Source organism: Mixta hanseatica (assembly GCF_023517775.1).
Taxonomy (GTDB): domain Bacteria; phylum Pseudomonadota; class Gammaproteobacteria; order Enterobacterales; family Enterobacteriaceae; genus Mixta; species Mixta hanseatica.
Genome location: NZ_CP082904.1, coordinates 1,347,311 through 1,368,180 on the forward strand (window position 1 = coordinate 1,347,311; position 20,870 = coordinate 1,368,180).

Annotated in this window: 21 protein-coding genes; 3 read left to right on the forward strand and 18 right to left on the reverse strand. The window is 55.2% G+C overall.

The genetic code is table 11. The features are described from left to right. Positions 1-2 precede the first annotated feature (2 nt). Together K6958_RS06520 and tatE are read left to right on the forward strand one after the other, a co-directional pair. Entirely contained in the window at positions 3-794 is a 792-nt protein-coding gene (locus K6958_RS06520; protein ID WP_249893895.1) for a deaminated glutathione amidase, read from the forward strand. Between the two features lie 154 nt (positions 795-948). Further along, positions 949-1,149, forward strand: coding sequence for a twin-arginine translocase subunit TatE (gene tatE / locus K6958_RS06525; protein WP_085067639.1), 201 nt, complete (start codon positions 949-951; stop codon positions 1,147-1,149). Positions 1,150-1,375: 226 nt separating this feature from the next. Here the strand turns inward: tatE and lipA are convergent, their stop codons facing one another. The 13 genes from lipA to leuS all read right to left on the reverse strand — a co-directional run bounded on the left by lipA (position 1,376) and on the right by leuS (position 14,902). Then, entirely contained in the window at positions 1,376-2,341 is a 966-nt protein-coding gene (lipA, locus tag K6958_RS06530) for a lipoyl synthase (RefSeq protein WP_085067638.1), read from the reverse strand. Positions 2,342-2,513: 172 nt separating this feature from the next. Beyond that, positions 2,514-3,173 carry a lipoyl(octanoyl) transferase LipB gene (lipB, locus tag K6958_RS06535; RefSeq protein WP_249893896.1) on the reverse strand — a complete coding sequence of 220 codons (660 nt, stop codon included), beginning with the start codon at positions 3,171-3,173 and terminating at the stop codon, positions 2,514-2,516. Positions 3,174-3,257: 84 nt separating this feature from the next. Beyond that, on the reverse strand, positions 3,258-3,521 hold the full coding sequence (ybeD, locus tag K6958_RS06540) for a DUF493 family protein YbeD (RefSeq protein WP_249893897.1): 264 nt from the start codon (positions 3,519-3,521) through the stop codon (positions 3,258-3,260). A gap of 100 nt (positions 3,522-3,621) precedes the next feature. Beyond that, entirely contained in the window at positions 3,622-4,833 is a 1,212-nt protein-coding gene (dacA, locus tag K6958_RS06545; RefSeq protein WP_249893898.1) for a D-alanyl-D-alanine carboxypeptidase DacA, read from the reverse strand. 148 nt (positions 4,834-4,981) lie between these two features. Next, entirely contained in the window at positions 4,982-6,079 is a 1,098-nt protein-coding gene (gene rlpA, locus K6958_RS06550; RefSeq protein ID WP_249893899.1) for an endolytic peptidoglycan transglycosylase RlpA, read from the reverse strand. Between the two features lie 10 nt (positions 6,080-6,089). Continuing rightward, positions 6,090-7,202 (reverse strand): peptidoglycan glycosyltransferase MrdB, encoded by a 1,113-nt coding sequence (mrdB, locus tag K6958_RS06555; protein WP_249894608.1) that lies wholly within the window; start codon positions 7,200-7,202, stop codon positions 6,090-6,092. Positions 7,203-7,210: 8 nt separating this feature from the next. Continuing rightward, a complete protein-coding gene (mrdA, locus tag K6958_RS06560) occupies positions 7,211-9,115 on the reverse strand; it encodes a peptidoglycan DD-transpeptidase MrdA (protein ID WP_249893900.1) in 1,905 nt (634 codons plus the stop codon). Positions 9,116-9,149: 34 nt separating this feature from the next. Then, entirely contained in the window at positions 9,150-9,620 is a 471-nt protein-coding gene (rlmH, locus tag K6958_RS06565; protein WP_249893901.1) for a 23S rRNA (pseudouridine(1915)-N(3))-methyltransferase RlmH, read from the reverse strand. Positions 9,621-9,623: 3 nt separating this feature from the next. Beyond that, the gene (gene rsfS, locus K6958_RS06570; protein WP_085067631.1) at positions 9,624-9,941 is read right to left on the reverse strand and encodes a ribosome silencing factor; all 318 of its coding nucleotides are present in this window, start codon (positions 9,939-9,941) and stop codon (positions 9,624-9,626) included. A gap of 88 nt (positions 9,942-10,029) precedes the next feature. Then, complete coding sequence (gene nadD, locus K6958_RS06575; protein WP_249893902.1) at positions 10,030-10,674, reverse strand: nicotinate-nucleotide adenylyltransferase; 645 nt, start codon at positions 10,672-10,674, stop codon at positions 10,030-10,032. Next, a complete protein-coding gene (holA, locus tag K6958_RS06580; protein WP_249893903.1) occupies positions 10,675-11,706 on the reverse strand; it encodes a DNA polymerase III subunit delta in 1,032 nt (343 codons plus the stop codon). Beyond that, positions 11,703-12,305 carry an LPS assembly lipoprotein LptE gene (gene lptE, locus K6958_RS06585; RefSeq protein WP_249893904.1) on the reverse strand — a complete coding sequence of 201 codons (603 nt, stop codon included), beginning with the start codon at positions 12,303-12,305 and terminating at the stop codon, positions 11,703-11,705. The genes holA and lptE overlap by 4 nt, the downstream gene beginning before the upstream one ends. A gap of 14 nt (positions 12,306-12,319) precedes the next feature. Then, on the reverse strand, positions 12,320-14,902 hold the full coding sequence (gene leuS, locus K6958_RS06590) for a leucine--tRNA ligase (RefSeq protein WP_249893905.1): 2,583 nt from the start codon (positions 14,900-14,902) through the stop codon (positions 12,320-12,322). A 286-nt stretch (positions 14,903-15,188) separates the two neighbouring features. Here leuS and K6958_RS06595 point away from each other — a divergent pair, with 286 nt between their 5' ends. After that, positions 15,189-15,671 (forward strand): zinc ribbon-containing protein, encoded by a 483-nt coding sequence (locus K6958_RS06595; RefSeq protein WP_249893906.1) that lies wholly within the window; start codon positions 15,189-15,191, stop codon positions 15,669-15,671. A gap of 46 nt (positions 15,672-15,717) precedes the next feature. Here K6958_RS06595 and K6958_RS06600 read toward each other — a convergent pair whose 3' ends face one another. From K6958_RS06600 to lnt, 5 genes are all read right to left on the reverse strand, one after another. After that, positions 15,718-16,443 (reverse strand): amino acid ABC transporter ATP-binding protein, encoded by a 726-nt coding sequence (locus tag K6958_RS06600; protein WP_249893907.1) that lies wholly within the window; start codon positions 16,441-16,443, stop codon positions 15,718-15,720. Next, entirely contained in the window at positions 16,444-17,121 is a 678-nt protein-coding gene (gene gltK / locus K6958_RS06605) for a glutamate/aspartate ABC transporter permease GltK (RefSeq protein ID WP_249894609.1), read from the reverse strand. Further along, positions 17,121-17,861, reverse strand: a complete 741-nt coding sequence (locus K6958_RS06610) for an amino acid ABC transporter permease (protein WP_249893908.1) — start codon at positions 17,859-17,861, stop codon at positions 17,121-17,123. Before K6958_RS06610 ends, gltK begins: the two co-directional genes overlap by 1 nt. Before the next feature lie 154 nt (positions 17,862-18,015). After that, entirely contained in the window at positions 18,016-18,912 is an 897-nt protein-coding gene (locus tag K6958_RS06615) for an amino acid ABC transporter substrate-binding protein (protein ID WP_249893909.1), read from the reverse strand. A gap of 387 nt (positions 18,913-19,299) precedes the next feature. After that, complete coding sequence (gene lnt / locus K6958_RS06620; protein WP_249894610.1) at positions 19,300-20,832, reverse strand: apolipoprotein N-acyltransferase; 1,533 nt, start codon at positions 20,830-20,832, stop codon at positions 19,300-19,302. Between the last annotated feature and the right edge of the window lie 38 nt (positions 20,833-20,870).

Consider the following 20,870-nt stretch of genomic DNA (forward strand, 5'->3'; position numbering starts at 1 on the left):
AGATGAAAGTAGCTATGGGGCAGTTTGCGGTCGCGCGCGAATGGCAGAGAAATGCGCAAACCTGCATTCAGCTGATGCAACAGGCGGAACAGGCTGGCGCGGCGTTGTTGGTACTGCCTGAAGCGGTGATAGCGACCGATATTCAGGACTCTGGGCTGGCGGTCAGAGAGGCGCAGCCGCTGGATGGCCCGTTTGTGACTCAGCTGTTGTCAGCCAGCCGTCAAAGCGCCCTCACTACGCTATTCAGCGTTTATGTCCCGGATGGCCCTGAGCGGGCAATTAACGCGCAAATCGCGATACGCGACGGTGAAATCATCGCACGCTACGATAAGCTGCATCTGTACGATGCGTTCGAGATGCAGGAGTCAAAACGCGTTACCGCCGGCGAGGCGATTCCGCCGCTGTTGGAGGTTAGCGGCATGAAAGTGGGGATGATGACCTGCTATGACATCCGTTTTCCGGAACTGGCGCGTCGCCTGGCGCTGGACGGCGCGGAAGTGCTGGTGCTGCCCGCTGCGTGGGTCAAAGGGCCGCTGAAAGAGCAGCACTGGGAGGTATTGGTAACTGCAAGGGCGCTGGAAAACACCTGCTATCTGATTGCTGTCGGTGAATGCGGGCCACGCAATATTGGCAGCAGCCTGATTGTCGATCCGCTGGGCGTGGCGATAGCTCGTGCTGCCGAAGGCCCGGCGCTGGTGTTTGCCGAGCTGGATGCGCAGCGTATCCAAAGCGTCCGACACCGGCTGCCGGTGTTAGCTAATCGCCGGTTTAACCGTCCGGAGCTGAAAGTATAACAACGGTTTTATCAGGCGTAGCGGGCAGTATAAGCAGCTTCCAACTTAAGCGGCGCTACGAAAATTTGTAATCTGTTACAAGTGGCAGTTGTATTGCGTGACGTTCTGCGCGTTAATAGCGGCAGTTGGCTTCTCGTTAATGTAAGAAGGTGTTATGGAAGGTATCAGTATTGCCAAGTTACTGGTTATCGGTGCGTTGATCGTACTGCTGTTCGGCACGAATAAACTCCGTTCGCTGGGTGGCGATTTAGGTGCCGCCATCAAAGGCTTTAAAAAAGCGATGAAGGATGAAGATGCGGCACCTGCGGCCAAAGCAGAAGAGATGCCTGCGGAGCGCGTCACCCATAAAGAGTAAAATCGGCAGCGGCATTAAGTTACAGAATGTAACTGCGCAGCAGCAATAAAAAGCCAGCTAAGCTGGCTTTTTTATGCCTGCAGTCGCAAGCCAGCGCGCAAGCAATACGGTAGCCCCTTTTCCCTGGCGCAGTCCATAAAAATAAAGTTATCCGCTTCTCCGTGCCATAGCCCATAAAAAAACGCAGCCTCAGGCTGCGTTTTTTGCTACGGGTCATGAAAGAGCGTTATTTGACTTCCAGACCTTTCGCCTGCAAATCAGCGTGATAGGAAGAACGTACGAAAGGACCACAGGCGGCATGGGTAAAGCCCATCGCCAGCGCTTCCTCTTTCATTTCATCAAACTCCGCCGGGCTGACATAGCGCTGAACCGGCAGGTGATGGCGGCTTGGCTGCAGATACTGACCCAGTGTCAGCATAGTGACACCGTGACGACGCAGGTCGCGCATCACTTCGATAATTTCCGCATTGGTTTCGCCCAGGCCCACCATCAAGCCCGACTTGGTGGGGATATCCGGATGCGCTTCTTTAAAGCGCTCCAACAGCTTCAACGACCATTCATAGTTAGCGCCGGGACGAACCTGACGATAAATACGTGGTACGTTTTCCAGATTATGGTTAAACACGTCCGGCGGCGTTGCGGTGAGGATCTCCAGCGCACGATCCATACGCCCGCGGAAATCAGGCACCAGCGTTTCAATTTTAATCGTTGGATTTTTTTCACGGATCGCGGTGATGCAATCGGCAAAATGCTGGGCGCCGCCGTCACGCAGGTCATCACGATCGACAGAGGTCACCACCACATAGCGCAGGCCCATATCGGCAATGGTCTGGGCCAGCTTGGCCGGCTCATTGCTGTCTGGCGTAAGCGGACGGCCATGCGCCACGTCACAGAAGGGGCAGCGACGGGTACAGATGGCGCCCAGGATCATAAAGGTGGCGGTACCGTGGTTAAAACATTCTGCAAGATTAGGGCAGGAGGCCTCTTCACAGACAGAGTGCAGACCGTTTTTACGCATCGCCGCTTTGATGCCCTGAATGCGGCTGGAATCGGCGGGCAGTTTGATCTTCATCCATTCCGGCTTGCGCAATAACTCCTGGCGCTCGGTTACCACGGTTTTCACCGGGATTAACGCCATTTTGTCTGCGTCGCGATATTTGACGCCGCGTTCCATCTGAATCGGTTTACTCATAAGCTTGCAGTTTCCAGGTTGGATTGCAGTTTGAAAAAAGGCGGTAACTCAATGAGTCGGCTGCTTTTTCAACTTTATTTGAAAAAAGTGCAAAAATTATATCATTTCATCGGCGGACAAACAGCCTGACGGCGTGGTAAAAAGTTGCAAATTTGTAAAGCAGCCTGCACGGTTACAAAAAATCTGAGCTTTCTGCGGGCTGCCAGCTGGCCGACGGAATAGCGACCTGCTGCAAAAATTTTTCAATCAGTACCGGCTGTACCGCTTCCGGCGTCACGCCTGCATGAAACGCGCTCAGCTGCGTCATCTCCAGCCCAGCGTAGCCGCAGGGATTGATCCGCTGGAAAGGCGCGAGGTCCATCGCGATATTTAAGGCCAGGCCATGAAAGGAGCATCCCTGGCGTATACGCAATCCGAGCGAGCAGATTTTCTTGCCGTCTACATAGACGCCAGGCGCATCAGGGCGCGCATAGGCCGTCACATCGTAATGTGCCAGCGTTTCAACCACCGTTTGTTCGATAGCCGTCACCAGCTGGCGAACGCCCAGCTTACGGCGTTTCAGATCGATGAGCACATACATCACCTGCTGGCCAGGACCATGATAGGTCACCTGACCGCCGCGATCGCTTTGCACGACGGGGATATCGCCGGGCATCAGCACATGTTCCGCCTTACCCGCCTGGCCCTGAGTGAAAACCGGCGGATGCTCTACCAGCCACAGCTCATCTGGCGTATCGGTCGTGCGGCTATCGGTAAACTGATGCATGGCAAGAGAGACAGATTCCCACGGGCGCAGGCCCAACGGGCGAACAATAAGAGGAGGCTGCTGCAAAACGTGCTTTCCGTTTCAGAGAAAGAATGAAGTATAACGCTGCTCCTGGACGAGCTCTACCCGCCCAGGCGGATGCGTGATGGGTTACAGCACCATACGCACAATTTCAATTTTACCCAGCTCTTCATACAGCGTTTCGACCTGCTCGATATGGGTCGCATTGATGGTGATAGAGACGGAGTGGTAGTTGCCTTTGCTGCTGGGTTTGACATCTGGCGTGTAATCGCCCGGCGCATGGCGCTGCACCACTTCCACCACGTGATCAACCAGCTCAGGCTGCGCCAGACCCATCACTTTATAGGTGAAGGAGCAGGGGAATTCGAGCAGTTCATTCAGTTTGGTTTTCATAGAGACTCCGGTGCTAAAAAAAGACTCCCGCCGCAGCGGGAGCTTACTTATAGATAGGTTATATGGGCGAAGAGGGCGAATATCAATGGCCCTCTGCGCCTTAACCGAACCAGTGGTGGAACATCAGCTTAATATAATCCACGATACGGCTGAAGAAACCGCCTTCCGGCACTTCGTTCAATACTACCAGTGGACGCTGTTCGATGGTTTTGCCGTCCAGCTGGAAGTTAATGGTGCCGACCGCCTGGTTTTTCTGCAGCGGCGCATGCAGTTCCGTATTGCTTAGCACATAGCTGGCCTTCAGATCTTTCATCCGGCCGCGCGGGATGGTCAGATACATATCCTTGCTCACGCCAAGCTGCACGCGATCGCTATTGCCAAACCATACCGGCTCCGAAGCGAACTCTTTTCCGGCTTTCAACGGCGCGACGGTTTCAAAGAAGCGAAAGCCCCAGGTTAACAGCTTTTTACTTTCAACTTCACGGCCTTTATAGGTGTGACCGCCCAGTACTGCCGAGATCAGACGCATCTGGCCTTCGGTGGCAGAGGCGACCAGGTTATAACCGGCAGAGTTGGTATGACCGGTTTTGATGCCGTCGACGTTCAGGCTGGTATCCCACAGCAGACCGTTACGGTTCATCTGACGAATATTGTTAAAGGTAAACTCTTTTTCTTTATAGACTGCATACTCTTCCGGCACGTCGCGGATCAGCGCCTGGCCAATCAGCGCCATATCGCGCGCGGAACTGTATTGCCCATCGGCATCCAGCCCGTGCACCGTCTGGAAATGCGTATTCTGCAAGCCCAGCGCTTTAACGTAGTTGTTCATCAGGCCGACAAACGCATCCTGACTGCCCGCCACATAGTCCGCCATCGCGACGCAGGCGTCATTGCCGGACTGCAGCACGATACCGCGCGTCAGCTGGGAAACCGGTACGCGATCGCCCGGCTTCAGGAACATCAGCGAAGAGCCACGGAACACCGGGTTGCCGGTCGCCCAGGCATCCTGGCCCACGGTAACCAGATCGTCCTGATGGATTTTGCCTGCTTTCACTGCCTGACCGATAACATAACTGGTCATCATTTTTGTCAGGCTGGCCGGATCGCGACGCGCATCCGCATTCTTTTCAGCAAGAACTTTCCCTGAGTTATAGTCGATCAGGATATACGCTTCTGCGTCAATATCCGGTACGCCAGGGATCATGGTTTTAAGATTAATATCTTCAGCCAGCGCGGCCTGACTCAGGCTCAGGGCAATCACGGTGCCCGCCGCCAGGCGCTTAAAATAGTGACAGGTTTTCAGCGTATTCATGTTAGGGACAACATCATCCGTGGAGGTTAGTGAAAAAAGTGCCTTACTATAACAAAAGGCGTTTTTACCGGCATCCTACTTCGCGTCGACAAAATAAACAGCCAGCCTGCTGGCTGAGGTCTTCACGCAAAGCGGATGCCGTTAATATTTACATGCCGCTTTGAATCACGGTAATAAAGGATTGCTGGTTGGCTTCGCCGATCAGCCGTTGCTGTAGCGCTGCCGCCTGCGGGCGGGAAGCGAACGGCCCCAGCTGTACGCGATAGAGTTTACCGCTGCGGGCTACCGAACCCGGCACGCCAAACTGCGATTTCAACTTATCAGCCCACTGTTGCGCCCGATCGGCATCGCTGAGCGCGCCAACCTGAACTACATAATTCCCGGCTGCCGCCGGAGAAGCGGCTGCGGCTGCAGGCGCGTTGGCTGGTGCCGGCGTAGGGGCTGCTGTCGGGTTCTCTGGCTCGCTGCCTTCCAGCACGCCCGCATGGAGCGGCGTCGGCGCGCCCAGAAAACCGCTGCTGCGTACCGGCGCTCCCATGGCGTTATCGCTGGTCAGGGTACTGTTATCAACCGGATGCACATCCTGCGGCTGTTCGGACACGGTTGGCTGCCCTGCGGCTGCGGAGCCGCCCATTACCATCATCCCGCCGCCGATGTCGGGGCGCGACGGCAAGGCGTAGCTCTGTTTGGCGACCACGGTGCCGATGGTGCCGGGGCCGGAAAGCGAACCGTCCGGCGCGACTTTAATATAATCGACGCGTACCCGGGTATTGTTGGAGATATTCAGCCGATCGCCAGCTGCGCGTGACAGGTCAATAATGCGGCCTGGGGTATAAGGGCCGCGATCGTTAACGCGTACCACCAGCTGCCGACCGTTGGCCAGGTTGGTGACCCGCACATAGCTGGGCAGCGGCAGGGTAGGGTGCGCCGCGGTCAACGCTTCCTGATCGAAGGTTTCACCGATAGCGGTACGCATGCCGTTCGTCTGATCGCCATACCAGCCGGCCAGTCCGGTTTCGCTGTAGTTCGACGGATCTTTTATAATCCGCCAGGTTTTACCGTTAACGCTGTAATCCTGACTGGTGGCCGGATTTATCGGCTCATAGCGCGGCTCGACGCCGCCGATTTCAACTACCGGACCATTATAAGCGGGCTGCTGCACAGCGGGCGCCTGCTGTTCTGTGGGAGTTGTACAGGCGGCAAGCAGCAGCGAAGCCGCACCCACCCAAAGCCAATCCTTACGCATCGAGAGCCTCTTAAACGCTTTTAGACAATAATTTTCGGTGTGTGTGAATTGACATAACGATGCCAAATCCAGCCATCAGTACAATCAGCGCCGAACCACCGTAGCTGACCAGCGGTAAAGGAACGCCAACCACCGGTAAGATACCACTTACCATGCCGATATTAACGAAAACGTACACAAACAAAATCAGCATCAGGCCGCCGGCCATCACCCGACCAAACGTGGTCTGGGCGCGCGCGGCGATAACCAGGCCGCGCATAATCAGCAGCAGGTAAAGCGCCAGCAGGATCAGCACGCCAACCAGTCCCAGCTCCTCGGCCAGTACGGCGAAAATAAAATCGGTATGACGCTCCGGCAGGAACTCCAGCTGTGACTGGGTACCATGCAGCCAGCCTTTGCCGCGCAGGCCGCCAGAGCCGATCGCGATTTTAGACTGAATAATATGGTAACCGGCGCCCAGCGGATCGCTTTCCGGGTCGAGCAGCATCATCACGCGATCCCGCTGATAGTCATGCATCAGGAAAAACCACAGCACCGGGATAAAGGCGGCGACCAGCACGACGGCCACGCCAATCAGCTTCCAGCTCATCCCGGAGAGAAACAGCACGAACAGGCCGGAGGCGGCAATCAGAATCGAGGTGCCGAGATCGGGCTGCGCGGCCACCAGCAGGGTCGGCACAAAAATCAGCACCAGCGCAATGCCGGTATTCTTTAAGGTGGGCGGACAGATATCGCGGTTGATAAAACGCGCCACCATCAGCGGGACGGCTATTTTAGCGATTTCCGAAGGCTGAAAGCGCACAACCCCTAAATCAAGCCAGCGTTGCGCCCCTTTACTGATATGGCCGAAGGCGTCTACCGCAATCAGCAGTATCACGCAAACCACATACAGATAGGGCGCCCAGCCTTCATAGACGCGCGGCGGCACCTGCGCCATCGCCACCATGACCGCCAGGCCCATAAAAATCTGGCCGATTTTACGTTCCATCATTCCCGGATCCTGACCGCTGGCGCTCCACATGACAAAAGCGCTGTAGATCAACAAGCAGGAAATAATAATTAAAAACAGCGGATCGATATGAATCTTGGTCCAGATCGATTTTTTTTGCGGACTATCGTTCATGGACATCGTTATTCACCTTCATAACCGGGCGGTGTCGGCGCAGCATCCGGCAACACCGTATTATTATCGCCTAACATAATGTGGTCGAGGATCTGACGCATCACGGTACCCACAGCAGGGCCCGCGCCGCCGTTCTCCAGAATCATCGTTACCGCCACGCGCGGCTTATCATAGGGAGCGAACGCCGTCATGAGTTTATGGTCACGCAGCCGCTCGGCGATTTTGTGCGCATTATAGGTCTCATTTTCCTTCAGGCCGAACACCTGCGCCGTACCGGATTTCGCCGCGATTTTATACGGGGCGTTATCAAAGCTCTTATGAGCGGTGCCGTTTGGCCGGTTAGCTACGCCGTACATGCCATCTTTGGCGATCTCCCAGTAGCCGGAGTGAATATCGCCAATCGGCTGGGCAGGCGGCTGGCGGTAAGGCACCAGCAGATTATTTTCCCGCGTGGCGCGCAGCAGGTGCGGCGTTTTGATGATGCCGTCGTTAATGAGAATCATCAGCGCTTTGTTCATCTGCAGCGGCGTTGCCGTCCAGTAGCCCTGACCAATGCCCACCGGAATGGTGTCGCCCTGATACCACGGCTTTTTGAAACGCTTCATTTTCCATTCGCGCGTCGGCATATTGCCGGGGTTTTCCTGCGGCAGATCGATACCGGTACGCTGACCATAGCCAAATTTATTCATCCACTCGGACAGGCGATCGATGCCCATATCGTAGGCAACCTGATAGAAGAAGGTATCCGCAGACTCTTCCAGCGAACGGGTGACGTTCAGCCGACCGTGTCCCCATTTTTTCCAGTCGCGGTAGCGCTTTTCTGAGCCTGGCAGCTGCCACCAGCCGGGGTCGAACAGGCTGGTATTACGATTGATCACCCCGGCGCTCAGGGCCGAAACGGCCACATAGGGTTTCACCGTCGAGGCGGGAGGGTAGGCGGCCTGAATCGCACGGTTATACAGCGGGCGGTTTTCATCCTGCAGCAGCGCCTTATAATCCTTACTGGAAATGCCATCGACAAACAGGTTCGGGTCATAGCTTGGCGTGGAGACCATCGCCAGAATCTCGCCGGTGCGCGGATCGCTTACCACCACCGCCGCGCGGCTGCCGACCAGTAGCGTTTCAATATACTGCTGCAGCTTAAGATCGATGGTCAGCCAGATATCGCGCCCGGCCTGCGGCGACTGCTCATGCAGCTGGCGGATAACGCGGCCACGGTTGTTGACCTCAACCTCTTCATAGCCGGTTTTGCCATGCAGCACATCTTCGTAATAGTTTTCGATGCCCAACTTACCGATATCGTGCGTGGCCGCGTAGTTAGGCCATTTACCCTCTTTATCCAGGCGCGCCACGTCGCGATCGTTGATTTTAGAGACGTAGCCCACCACATGGGTCAGCGTCTGACCGTAAGGATAGTAGCGACGCTGATAGCCTTTAACCTCTACGCCGGGAAAGCGATACTGGTTAACGGCGAAACGGGCGACCTGAACATCATTCAGCGCGGTTTTCAGCGCGATAGAGGTAAAGCGACGCGACCGCTTACGCTCTTTCTCAAAATTATCAATATCATCATCGGTGAGATCGAGCACCGGGCGCAGCGCCTGCAGCGTCTGCTGAAGATTATCGACTTTTTCCGGCACCAGCTCCGCCTGGTAAATGGTGCGATTCAGCGCCAGCGGCGTGCCGTTGCGGTCATAGATAATGCCGCGGCTGGGCGCCACCGGCACCAGCTTGATACGGTTTTGGTTAGAACGGGTACTGTAATCTTCGAAGCGTAAAATTTGTAGATGATACAGGTTAAAGACCAGAATCCCGGAGAGCAGGAAGATGCCGACAAAGGCCAGCAGCGCTCGCCGTACAAACAGGGTCTGCTCGGCAGTATAGTCACGAAAAGAGTTACGTTGAGATTTCATCCGCTGTTTGGGGTGTCCATTTTGCCTTATCGGGTTATTCACGATGATAAGGATGATTCGCAGTAATGCTCCATGCACGATACAGGCTTTCTGCAACCAACACGCGTACCAACGGATGAGGCAGCGTAAGGGCTGAAAGCGACCAGCTCTGTTCCGCCGCCGCTTTGCAGGCTGGCGACAACCCTTCCGGGCCGCCAATCAGCAGGCTGACGTCGCGGCCATCCTGCTTCCAGCGCTCCAGCTGTTGGGCAAGCTGCGGCGTCTCCCACGGCTGTCCGGGAATATCCAGCGTCACAATACGGTTGCCCTTACCGACGGCAGCCAGCATCGCTTCCCCTTCTTTTTCAAGAATACGTTTGATATCCGCGTTTTTACCGCGCTTACCGGCGGAGACTTCTGTCAGTTCCAGCGGCATATCTTTTGGAAAGCGGCGCAGGTATTCCATAAAGCCGGTTTGAACCCACTCCGGCATTTTGGTGCCTACGGCGACAAGCTGCAACTTCACGACTTAACTCCAGAGCTTTTCCAGCTCATACAGGTGACGACTCTCTTCCTGCATGACGTGAACAATAATTTCACCGAGATCGACCACGACCCAGTCGGCCACATTTTTCCCTTCCACGCCCAGCGGAATCAGGCCAGCCGCACGGGATTCTTCCATCACATGATCGGCAATCGACATCACATGACGTGAAGAGGTGCCGGTACAGATGATCATACAATCGGTGATGCTGGATTTACCCTGCACGTTGATCGCAATAATGTCCTGACCTTTCAGGTCATCAATCTTATCAATAACGAAATCTTGGAGTTCTTTACCTTGCAAAAGGTTCACCTTTTAAGCGTTTCTGTTGTCTGTAAAACGCGCTTTGCGGCGCCTGAAAAATCGAGCGGCGCAGTATAGCATGCGCTTATCAGGGGCGATATAAGCCGTGATGATTGATATAGTCGATCACCGCGGACGGCAGCAAATCGTCACAGGAAAGTCCCTGATGGCGACGACGACGGATATCGGTAGCGGAGATTGGCACCAGCGGCGTATCCGCCAGCCAGATTAACCCGGCAGGCTGTTGATGCAAGGCGCTGGCATCCTGGGTCTGATGCTGCCGAAGCCAGCGCTGTAGATCCGGCGTTGGCATCGTGCGATCGTAGCCCGGGCGCTGGCATACCAGAAGATGACAGAGATCCATCAGTTGCTGCCAGCGGTGCCATTTGTGCAGGCTGAGCAGCGAGTCCTGGCCGATGATAAAGGCCAGCGGCTGTTGCGCGCCGCGCTCGGCACGCAGTTGCTCCAGTGTTTCGACCGTGTACGAAGGGGCTTCACGCTCCAGCTCGCGCGTATCAAGGTTAAACAGTGGACGATCGGCGATCGCCAGCTTTACCATCGCCACGCGCTGTGCGGCGCTGGCTTCAGGCTGAGGTCGATGCGGCGGCACGTTATTCGGCAGCAGCGTGACCTGACGTAATCCCACTTCCAGCGCCAGCGCCTGCACGGTTTTCAGGTGGCCGTAATGAATCGGATCAAAGGTGCCGCCAAACAGCGCATGCAGTGAAGCCATTTAAAATTCGCCTAATTCTGCAGGAAGGGCTTTATTACATAGCAGCAGCGAGAGGGTTTCCAGCTCCGGCCACAGCCGCTGACCGTAATCCTGTTTGAGGGTGATTTCCAGGCGCGTCAGCAATTGAATGGCCTGGCGGATTTGCACTAACGTCAGGCGCTGCAGCGCTTCGCTGAACAGAGCGCGACGATTTTGCCATACGCGATGTTGATCGAATAAGGTGCGCAGCGGGACACTGCTCTGCTGACGTTGTAGCGTTAACAGCAGCAGCAGTTCGCGCTGCAGGGTACGGATTAAAATCACCGGCTCGCTCTCTTCAGCGGCAAGCTGGCGAAGAATATGCAGCGCGCGTTTGCTTTTGCCCGCCAATAGGGCATCAACCCAGTGAAAAGGGGTAAAATGCGCGGCATCGCTTACCGCCTGCTCCACGCGCGGCAGCGTGAGTTTGCCATCCGGCCAGAGCAGCGATAAACGTTCCAGCGCCTGCGCCAGCGCCAGCAAATTGCCTTCATAGCAATAGCAAAGCAGCTGACAGGCTGCGTCATCTAAATCCAGTTTCAGACTTTTAGCGCGCGCGGCAACCCAGCGCGGCAGCTGCGCATGTTCAGGCGTAGCACAGGGCACCAGCACCGCCTGTGCGCTCAGTGCTTTAAACCAGGCGCTGTTTTCCTGCGCTTTGGTCAGCCGGTTCCCGATAATAATCGGCAGGATGTCGCTGTGTAGCAGAGTGCTTAGCTTCTCCAGCTGGCTGGCCATTGCCGCATTGGGACCATTTTCCGGCAGCGTTAAGGTCAGCGTCTGACGACTGGCAAACAGGCTCATCGCCTGGCAGTTGCTGAACACGCCGTCCCAGTCGGTCTGGTTATCCAGCGCGACGTTAAAATGTTCAATAAACCCCTGCTGCTGCGCGCAGGCCTTGATCGCATCATGGCTCTCCTGCAGCAGCAACGGCTCATTGCCCATTAGCAGATAACAGGCACGCAGCCCCTCGTGGAGCTGCGTGCGGAGTTGCTCAGGGTAAATCCTGATCATTGCAGACTGGTAGCCGATGAAGAGGAGACTTCCGGTGAATCCTCACCCGGCGCCAATACGTCCGGTGACGGCAGCGTCTCTTTATCGTTCAGCTGCGCGGCGTGCACCGTCAGCAGTTTACGTACCAGCTGTTCGGCGACACGCTGACGCATTTCATCGCGAATGATGACCTGTTCGGCATCTTTCGCCAGCGCCGCCAGCGGGTTATCTACGAACGAACGGTAGGTGGTCGCGTTGATAGGATAGATACCCTTATTCGGTATCACTACCTGTGCGCTGACCGTCATCACCATGGAATACTCCGCCGTGACGCCGTTCTGAAACACCGATGCCGTATCCTGGCCCTGACGCTCTGCTGCCAGGCGCAGGGTAGGCAGGTCGGTACGGGTGCCCGCGTTTTCCGCATCTACAACCGTAATATTATTCAGGCGTAGCTGCTGGCGCACCGTGCGCGCTAACGGACCGTAAGGATCACTGCTTTGCAATACCAGGGTACGCAACTCATGCGGTACCTGAGTGGTGCTGCGCAGATGGAAGCCGCAGCCGGCGGTAACCAGTACCGCCAGACCGAGTAAAAAGGTAAAAATCGGATGTCGCACAGTTCCTCCTGAACTTAACCCACAACCAGGTTAAGCAGTTTGCCCGGGACGTAAATCACTTTACGAATGGTCACGCCGTCCAGGTATTTCGCCACCAGATGCTCCTGCGCGGCCAGCGCCTGAACCTGATCCTGAGTGGCATCCGCCGCCACGGTAATTTTACCGCGCACTTTGCCGTTAACCTGCACTACTACCAGCACCGAATCTTCCACCATCGCGGCTTCATCAGCAACCGGCCATGGCGCATTATCAATCTCGCCTTCGCCACCCAGCGCCTGCCACAGCGTAAAGCTGGCGTGCGGAGTGAAAGGATAAAGCATACGCACCACGGCCAGCAGCGCTTCCTGCAGCAGGGCGCGATCCTGTTCGCTCTCCTGCGGCGCGCGCGCCAGCTTGTTCATCAGCTCCATAATCGCCGCGATAGCGGTGTTGAAAGTCTGACGGCGACCGATGTCATCAGAGACTTTAGCGATGGTTTTATGCAGATCGCGACGCAGCGCTTTCTGGTCATCGTTCAGGCTGTTGATATCCAGCGCCACGGTCGCGCCTTTCTGGCTGTGCTCGTAAGCCAGTTTCCAGACGCGCTTCAGGAAGCGGTTAGCGCCTTCAACGCCCGACTCTTGCCATTCCAGCGTCATTTCCGCCGGTGAAGCGAACATCATAAACAGGCGAACGGTATCGGCGCCGTAACGCTCAACCATCAGCTGCGGGTCGATACCGTTATTTTTCGATTTCGACATTTTACTCATGCCCGCGTAGATCACCTCGCGGCCAGAGGTATCGGTCGCCTTAACGATGCGGCCTTTCTCATCGCGCTCAACGGTCACATCTACCGGGGAAACCCAGTTACGCTCGCCGTTTTCGCCCAGATAATAGAAGGCGTCCGCTAACACCATGCCCTGGCACAGCAGGCGTTTCGCCGGCTCGTCAGAGGTAACCATGCCCGCATCGCGCAGCAGCTTGTGGAAGAAGCGGAAATACATCAGGTGCATTATCGCGTGTTCAATACCGCCGATGTATTGATCGACCGGCAGCCAGTAGTTAGCCGCAGCGGGATCCAGCATGCCTTTATCGTAGTCAGGGCAGGTGTAACGCGCGTAATACCAAGAGGATTCCATAAAGGTATCGAAGGTGTCGGTTTCACGCAGCGCCGGCTGACCGTTAACGGTGGTTTTTGCCCACTCCGGATCGGCTTTAATCGGGCTGGTAATGCCATCCATTACCACGTCTTCTGGCAGGATAACCGGCAGCTGATCTTCCGGCGTCGGCATCACCGTGCCATCTTCCAGCGTCACCATTGGGATCGGCGCGCCCCAGTAACGTTGACGGGAAACGCCCCAGTCGCGCAGGCGGTAGTTAACTTTACGCACGCCCACACCTTTTTCCGCCAGGCGCTCAGCAATGGCGTTAAAGCCCGCTTCATGATCAAGGCCGTCGAACTCGCCGGAGTTAAACAGCGTGCCCTTGTCGGTCATGGCCGCCGCGCTGACGTCCGGCTCGCTGCCATCAAGATTCAGCACTACCGGCTTAATCGGCAGATCGTACTTGGTGGCGAACTCCCAGTCGCGCTGATCGTGAGCAGGCACCGCCATCACCGCGCCGGTGCCATATTCCATCAGCACAAAGTTAGCGACCCAAACCGGCACTTTTTCGCCGCTCAGCGGGTGGATAGCGAACAGGCCGGTCGCCATGCCTTTTTTCTCCATGGTAGCCATTTCAGCTTCGGCTACCTTGGTATTACGGCACTCGGCAATAAAATCGGCCAGAACGGGATTATTCATCGCCGCCTGGGTGGCCAGCGGATGACCAGCGGCAACCGCCACATAGGTTGCACCCATAAAGGTATCGGGACGCGTGGTATAGACGGTCAATTTCTCTTCGCTGGCGTCTACCTCAAAGGTGATCTCCACCCCTTCAGAACGGCCGATCCAGTTGCGCTGCATGGTTTTAACCTGTTCCGGCCAGTCTTCCAGCTTGTCCAGGTCGTTCAACAATTCGTCAGCGTAGTCGGTGATTTTAATAAACCACTGCGGGATCTCTTTACGCTCAACTTTGGTATCGCAGCGCCAGCAGCAGCCGTCGATGACTTGCTCATTCGCCAGTACGGTTTGATCGTTCGGGCACCAGTTAACCGCCGAGGTTTTTTTATAAACCAGGCCTTTTTCATACAGTTTGGTGAAGAACCACTGTTCCCAGCGGTAATACTCTGGCTGACAGGTCGCCAGTTCACGGCTCCAGTCATAGCCAAAGCCCAGCAGTTTCAGCTGGTTTTTCATGTATTCGATGTTGGAGTAGGTCCAGGGGGCCGGCGCGGTTTTATTTTTTACCGCGGCGCCTTCTGCAGGCAGGCCGAAGGCATCCCAACCGATCGGCTGCAGGACATTTTTACCCAGCATACGCTGGTAGCGGGCGATCACATCGCCAATGGTGTAGTTGCGCACATGGCCCATATGAAGGCGACCAGAAGGATAGGGCAGCATTGAGAGGCAGTAATATTTCTCTTTGCCTTCTTCTTCGGTCACTTTGAAGGTCTGTTGTTGATCCCAGTGTTGTTGAACGTGGGATTCTATCTCTTCCGGGCGGTATTGCTCTTGCATGGCAGCCTGTGGTCCTTTATGAATAGCGCGAAGCCTGAACTGTGTAGATAAGATCCGCATAGCATAGCCGATAAGGCTTTGCTGCAACAACACCTGACGGCAACCGGCAGGCCATTTCTCTGTAAGCTGGAAGCGTGCCTGCAGAATTTGCTGCGAATCACGGTACAGGCGGAGTAAATCCGTGATAAGCGCTAGAATTAAAAGCAACGCCGATACAGAGTGCTAACAAATTCAACGCGCGGAGGGCGCAGGTACGTAGTCATCAATCGCGATAACAGGAGAAAATATGAATAAGGTGGCGCAGCATTATCAGCAACTGATCTCTTCGCTCAGCGAGCGTTTAACCCAGGGCGATCGCGATATCGACGGTATGGTGGAGCGTGCCCGACAACAGCTTATGATGCACAGCGATTTGTCACGCAATGAGGTAAATGAAGTGACGCGCGCGGTGCGGCGCGATCTGGAAGAGTTTGCCCGTAGCTATCAGGAAAATGAGAGCGACGCGACCGACAGCGTATTCATGCGCGTGATACGCGAGAGCCTGTGGAAAGAGCTGGCGGATATTACCGATAAAAGCCAGCTGGAGTGGCGCGAGGTGTTCCAGGATCTTAGCCACCACGGCGTCTATCAGAGCGGGGAAGTGGTAGGGCTGGGGAACCTGGTGTGTGAAAAGTGTCACTTTACCCGGGCGATCTATACGCCGGAAACCCTAACGCTCTGTCCAGAATGCGGACATGATCATTTTCAACGCCAGCCTTTTACGCCCTGAACCGGTACGGCTAAAGCGAAGGGCAGCCAACCGGCTGCCCTAATGGTTAATGCAGAATTTTAGCCAGGAAGTCTTTGGCGCGATCGGAGCGTGGATCGGCGAAAAAAGCTTCTTTCTGGGCATCCTCAATAATTTTGCCCTCATCCATAAAAATCACCCGGTTAGCCACTTTACGGGCAAAACCCATTTCATGGGTTACCACCATCATCGTCATGCCTTCTTGCGCCAGCTCTACCATGACATCCAGCACCTCGTTAATCATTTCCGGATCAAGTGCGGAAGTCGGTTCGTCAAACAGCATCGCTACCGGATCCATACAGAGCGCGCGCGCAATCGCCACGCGCTGCTGCTGCCCGCCGGAAAGCTGAGCGGGGAACTTATTGGCGTGGGCGGAAAGACCCACGCGATCCAACAGCTTCAGGCCTTTGTCGCGCGCCGCCTCTTTGTTGCGTTTCAGCACCTTTTGTTGGGCCAGCGTCAGGTTTTCTATAATGCTGAGATGAGGGAAAAGCTCAAAATGCTGGAACACCATCCCGACTTTAGAACGCAGCTGGGCCAGATTGGTTTTTTTATCGTTTAGCTGAATGCCGTTAACTTCAATGGTGCCTTGCTGAATAGGTTCCAGGCCGTTTACGGTTTTGATCAAGGTAGATTTGCCGGAGCCGGAAGGGCCACAAACCACCACCACTTCCCCTTTATTCACCTGAGTGGAACAATCGGTCAGCACCTGAAAGTGACCATACCACTTTGAAACGTTTTTCAGGGTAATCATTTAAACCGTCCTTTTTCTTTTTAGATAGCTGACCAGCATTGACGCGCTAATACTGATAACGAAATAAACCAGACCGGCAAACAGAATCATCTCGACCTGAGTGCCGTCACGTTCGCCAATTGACGTGGCGGTGCGGAAGAAGTCGGCCAGGCTTAATACATAAACCAGCGAGGTATCCTGAAACAGTACGATGCCCTGCGTCAGCAGCAGCGGCACCATGGCGCGAAACGCCTGCGGCAGAATAATCAGCCGCATGGTTTGTAGCGGCGTCATGCCCAGCGCCAGTCCGGCGCTGGACTGCCCGCGAGAAATACTTTGGATGCCGGCGCGGATAATTTCGGAATAGTAGGCCGCTTCAAACAGCGAGAAGGCCACCATGGCTGAAATCAGACGGATATCGGTCTTCGGCGAAATGCCCAGCACCTGTTGTAAAAAGCTGGGCACCACCAGATAGAACCACAGCAGCACCATCACCAACGGCACGGAGCGGAACAGATTGACATACAGTTTGGCAAACCAGCTGATCGGCTTAAAGGTAGAGAGACGCATCACCGCCAGCAGCGTACCCCAGAGGATGCCGAACACCACTGCCGTAACGGTGATTTTCAGAGTAATGACCAGGCCGCTAATCAGGTAAGGCAGGCTGGGGGCAATGGAACTCCAGTCAAATTCGTACATCATTTACTCCCCATATTGCCGGGCAAACGCACCTTACGCTCTATCAGGCTCATCAACAGCATAATCACCAGGTTGATGGCGATATAGGCGAGCGTAATAGCGGTGAAAGATTCGTAGGCATGTGCGGAATAGTCCAGCAGCTTGCCCGCCTGCGCCGCCATATCTACCAGGCCGATGGTAGAAGCGATAGCCGAGTTTTTAACCAGGTTCAGCATTTCCGAGGTCATCGGCGGCACAATCACCCGATAGGCATTCGGCAGCAGGACATAGCGATAGGTTTGCGGCAGCGTTAACCCCAGCGCTAATCCGGCGTTTTGTTGACCGCGCGGCAGCGACTGAATAGCCGCGCGCACCTGTTCACAAACGCGGGCGGCGGTAAACAGGCCAAGGCAGATAGTGGAAGAGAGGAAAAACTGCAGGTTAGGATCGAGTTCGGCTTTAAACCACATCCCCAGCTCTTCACCGACCAGTTCCGGCGCCACCAGATACCAGAAAAAGAACTGAACGATTAAAGGAATATTGCGGAACAGCTCAACATAGCAGGTGCCAATCGCTGACAGCAGTCGGCTGGGCGCCGTACGCAGAATGCCAAAGAAAGACCCGACAAAAAAGGCGATGATCCAGGCGCATAACGAGACGGTAACCGTGGTTTGCAATCCTGACCACAGCCAGCCGAGATAGGTGGTGTTTCCAAACGGGGCCTGTTCGAAAAAAATGCCCCAGTTCCAGTCAATACCCATAACAAACTCCGGTAAAAAAGGGTAGCTAAGCTACCCTGAAGATTGATGAGAGGCCTCTGTGGAACGTGAGCCGGGGAACGACCGATTCACGCTGTCTGTCCGGGCCTGTTTTCAGCAATCGAGTGGGCGACGCATCGCCCTGTTTTCATTGTAATTAATTCAACGCTTTATCATTTGGCGTCTTGAACAGGGCTTTCATATCATCGGAAAGCGCAAAGTTCATATTGAGGTTTTTCGGTGGAATAGGCTGTTTAAACCAGGTATCAAACCACTTTTCCGCCTGGCCGGAGGTTTGCGCTTTAGCGATGGTGTCATCAACCAGCGCCTTGAACGCCGGGTCATCTTTGCGCAGCATACAGCCATAGGCTTCCTTCGACTGCGGCGTGCCGACGATTTCCCAGTTGTCCGGTTTCTTCGCCTTGGCGCGTTCACCGGCCAGCAGCGCATCATCCATCATAAAGGCGACGGCGCGTCCGGTTTCCAGCGTGCGGAAAGAGTCGCCGTGATCTTTCGCGCTAATAATGCGCATCTCCATTTTTTTCTCATCGTTCAGCTTATGCAGCAACACCTCTGAGGTGGTGCCGGAGGTGACGACCACGGTTTTGCCTTTCAGATCGGCGAAATCTTTAATCGGGCTGCCTTTTTTAACCAGCAGACGCGTACCGATAATAAACACCGTATCAGAGAAGGCGGCCTGTTTCTGGCGCTCCAGGTTATTCGTGGTGGAGCCGCATTCAAAATCGTAAGTGCCGTTTTGCAACAAAGGAATGCGGTTTTGCGAAGTCACCGGCAACATTTTGACCTGCAGATCCGGCTTGTTCAGTTTGGTTTTAATCGCTTCGACAATGGCGTTTGAGTAAGCCTGCGAGTAACCCACCACTTTCTGTTGGTTATCGTAATAAGAAAAGGGAACGGAAGACTCACGATGCCCAACGACAATCACGCCGTTATCATTAATTTTTTTCAGCGTGCCGGTGAGTTCTTCGGCCTGGGCTGCGCCTGCTGCTGCACTGAGCAACAGAAGAGAGAGTGCCACTTTGCGCATCTGCATGTTCCAACTCCTTCGTCGTTTTGGCACCTAATTCAGGGACCGAGATAGGTTATTAATGCCTGCCGCTTTTCTTTTGGTTCCAGAACGGGTTCTGAATAGCCCTTAACATAGCGGAATGTTAACGCAATGAAACAAAAAAGTTTGTTTTTTGCGAAGTCCGCCGCACCAAATTAATGCGTATTTGCCGGTCTGCCCTGGTATGGGGCGTGAGCTGAGCCTGAATGGTGCAAGGATTGATGAACCCTTTTCTCAAAGCCCATAAGTGCGGTTTCGCTGTCATTACAATGCAAACGTTGTGCCAGTAACGATATGAAAAAAAGATGTCGTTTTGATGAAAAAGAAAGAAGGGCACGAAAACAGGCGAAGCGTGAACTTCGCCTGGAAGGATCAGCGACGTGAGCGGCGCGCTGCAAAGAGTGCGGCCAACGTAAACAGCAGGGTAATCAGCCAAACGGTGATGTTGCCGGTACGGGCGTAAGGCGTTAGGCCGGTAGTCGGCGTGACGTTGGCCTCCAGGACCTGGCGGGTAAACTGCGGGATAATATGCTGCACTTCGCCATCGGCGCCGACTACGGCGGTTACGCCGTTATTGGTGCTGCGTAATAGCGGGCGACCCAGCTCCAGCGCACGCATGCGCGCCATCTGGAAATGCTGCCATGGGCCAATCGAATGGCCAAACCAGGCATCATTAGAGACCGTAAGCAGAAAATCCGTTTGCGGCGTGAAGTTATCCCTGACCTGTTGACCCAGCACGATTTCATAACAGATAGCGGTGGTCAGGTTATAGCCCGCCGCCTGCAGCTGAGGCTGTATATAATCGCCGCGGCTGAAAGAGGACATCGGCAAATCAAAGAAGGGGGCCAGCGGACGCAATAAGGATTCCAGCGGTACAAACTCACCGAAAGGCACCAGATGATTTTTCTGGTAGCGATTGCCGCCGTAATAGTTATAGGGCTGCTGCCCGCCCAGCACGATCACCGAGTTGTAATCGTGATAGCGATTGCCTGCCAGACGTGAATCCACAATGCCGGTGATCAGCGTGCTGCCGCCGGCCTGTAGCGCATCGTCCAGCTTATGTAACAGGGGCTGCTGGTTTACTTCCAGATCGGAAACGGCAGATTCCGGCCAGATGATAATCGGCGCTTTGCCCATATAGTGACGCACGCTGTCGCTGTAAATGCGTAGCGTATTGCGCAGCTGTTCCGGATCCCATTTCAGCGACTGCGGAATATTGCCCTGCACCAGCGCGACATTCACCGCCCGCGCAGGCTGCGCCTGATACCAGCTAATGTAACGTAACGGCCAGGGCAGCAGCAGTAGCGCCAGCGCCGCCAGCGCTGGCCACAGGCGACGCTGCGTTAAGGCATACACCGCCAGCCCGGCGATAATCATCAGCGCGAAGGTAACAGCCTCTACGCCCGCCAGCGGTGCCAGCCCCTTTAGGGGGCCGTCAATCTGGCTGTAGCCGAACTGCAACCAGGGAAAACCGGTCAGGATCCAGCCACGCAGGAATTCGCTGACCTGCCAGGCGACCGGCGCCAGCAATACCAGCCGTAATAAGGTGGCTTGCGGACTAAGACGGTTAACTACCGCGGCAAACAGCAGGGGATAGAGCGCCAGATAAGCGGCCAGCAGAATAACCAACAGCACATTGACCGGGCCAGGCATGCCGCCAAAGGTGGCGATACTAACATAGACCCAATTGATGCCGCTGCCAAACAGGCCAAAGCCCCAGGCGAAACCGATGGCGGCGGCCTGCGGCGTGGTGCGTTGCAAGGTGAGCGCCTGTAAGCCGATCAGCGATAGCAGCGCGGCAGGCCAGAAATCATAGGGAGAAAAAGCCAGTGTGCCGACGGCGCCGGCACATAAAGCCAGCAGCAGGCGAACCTGCTGACGGGCATAAAAGGAGGCAATAGCCATAAATGTGTTATTCATCCAGGATCAGGCAACAGCCTTAA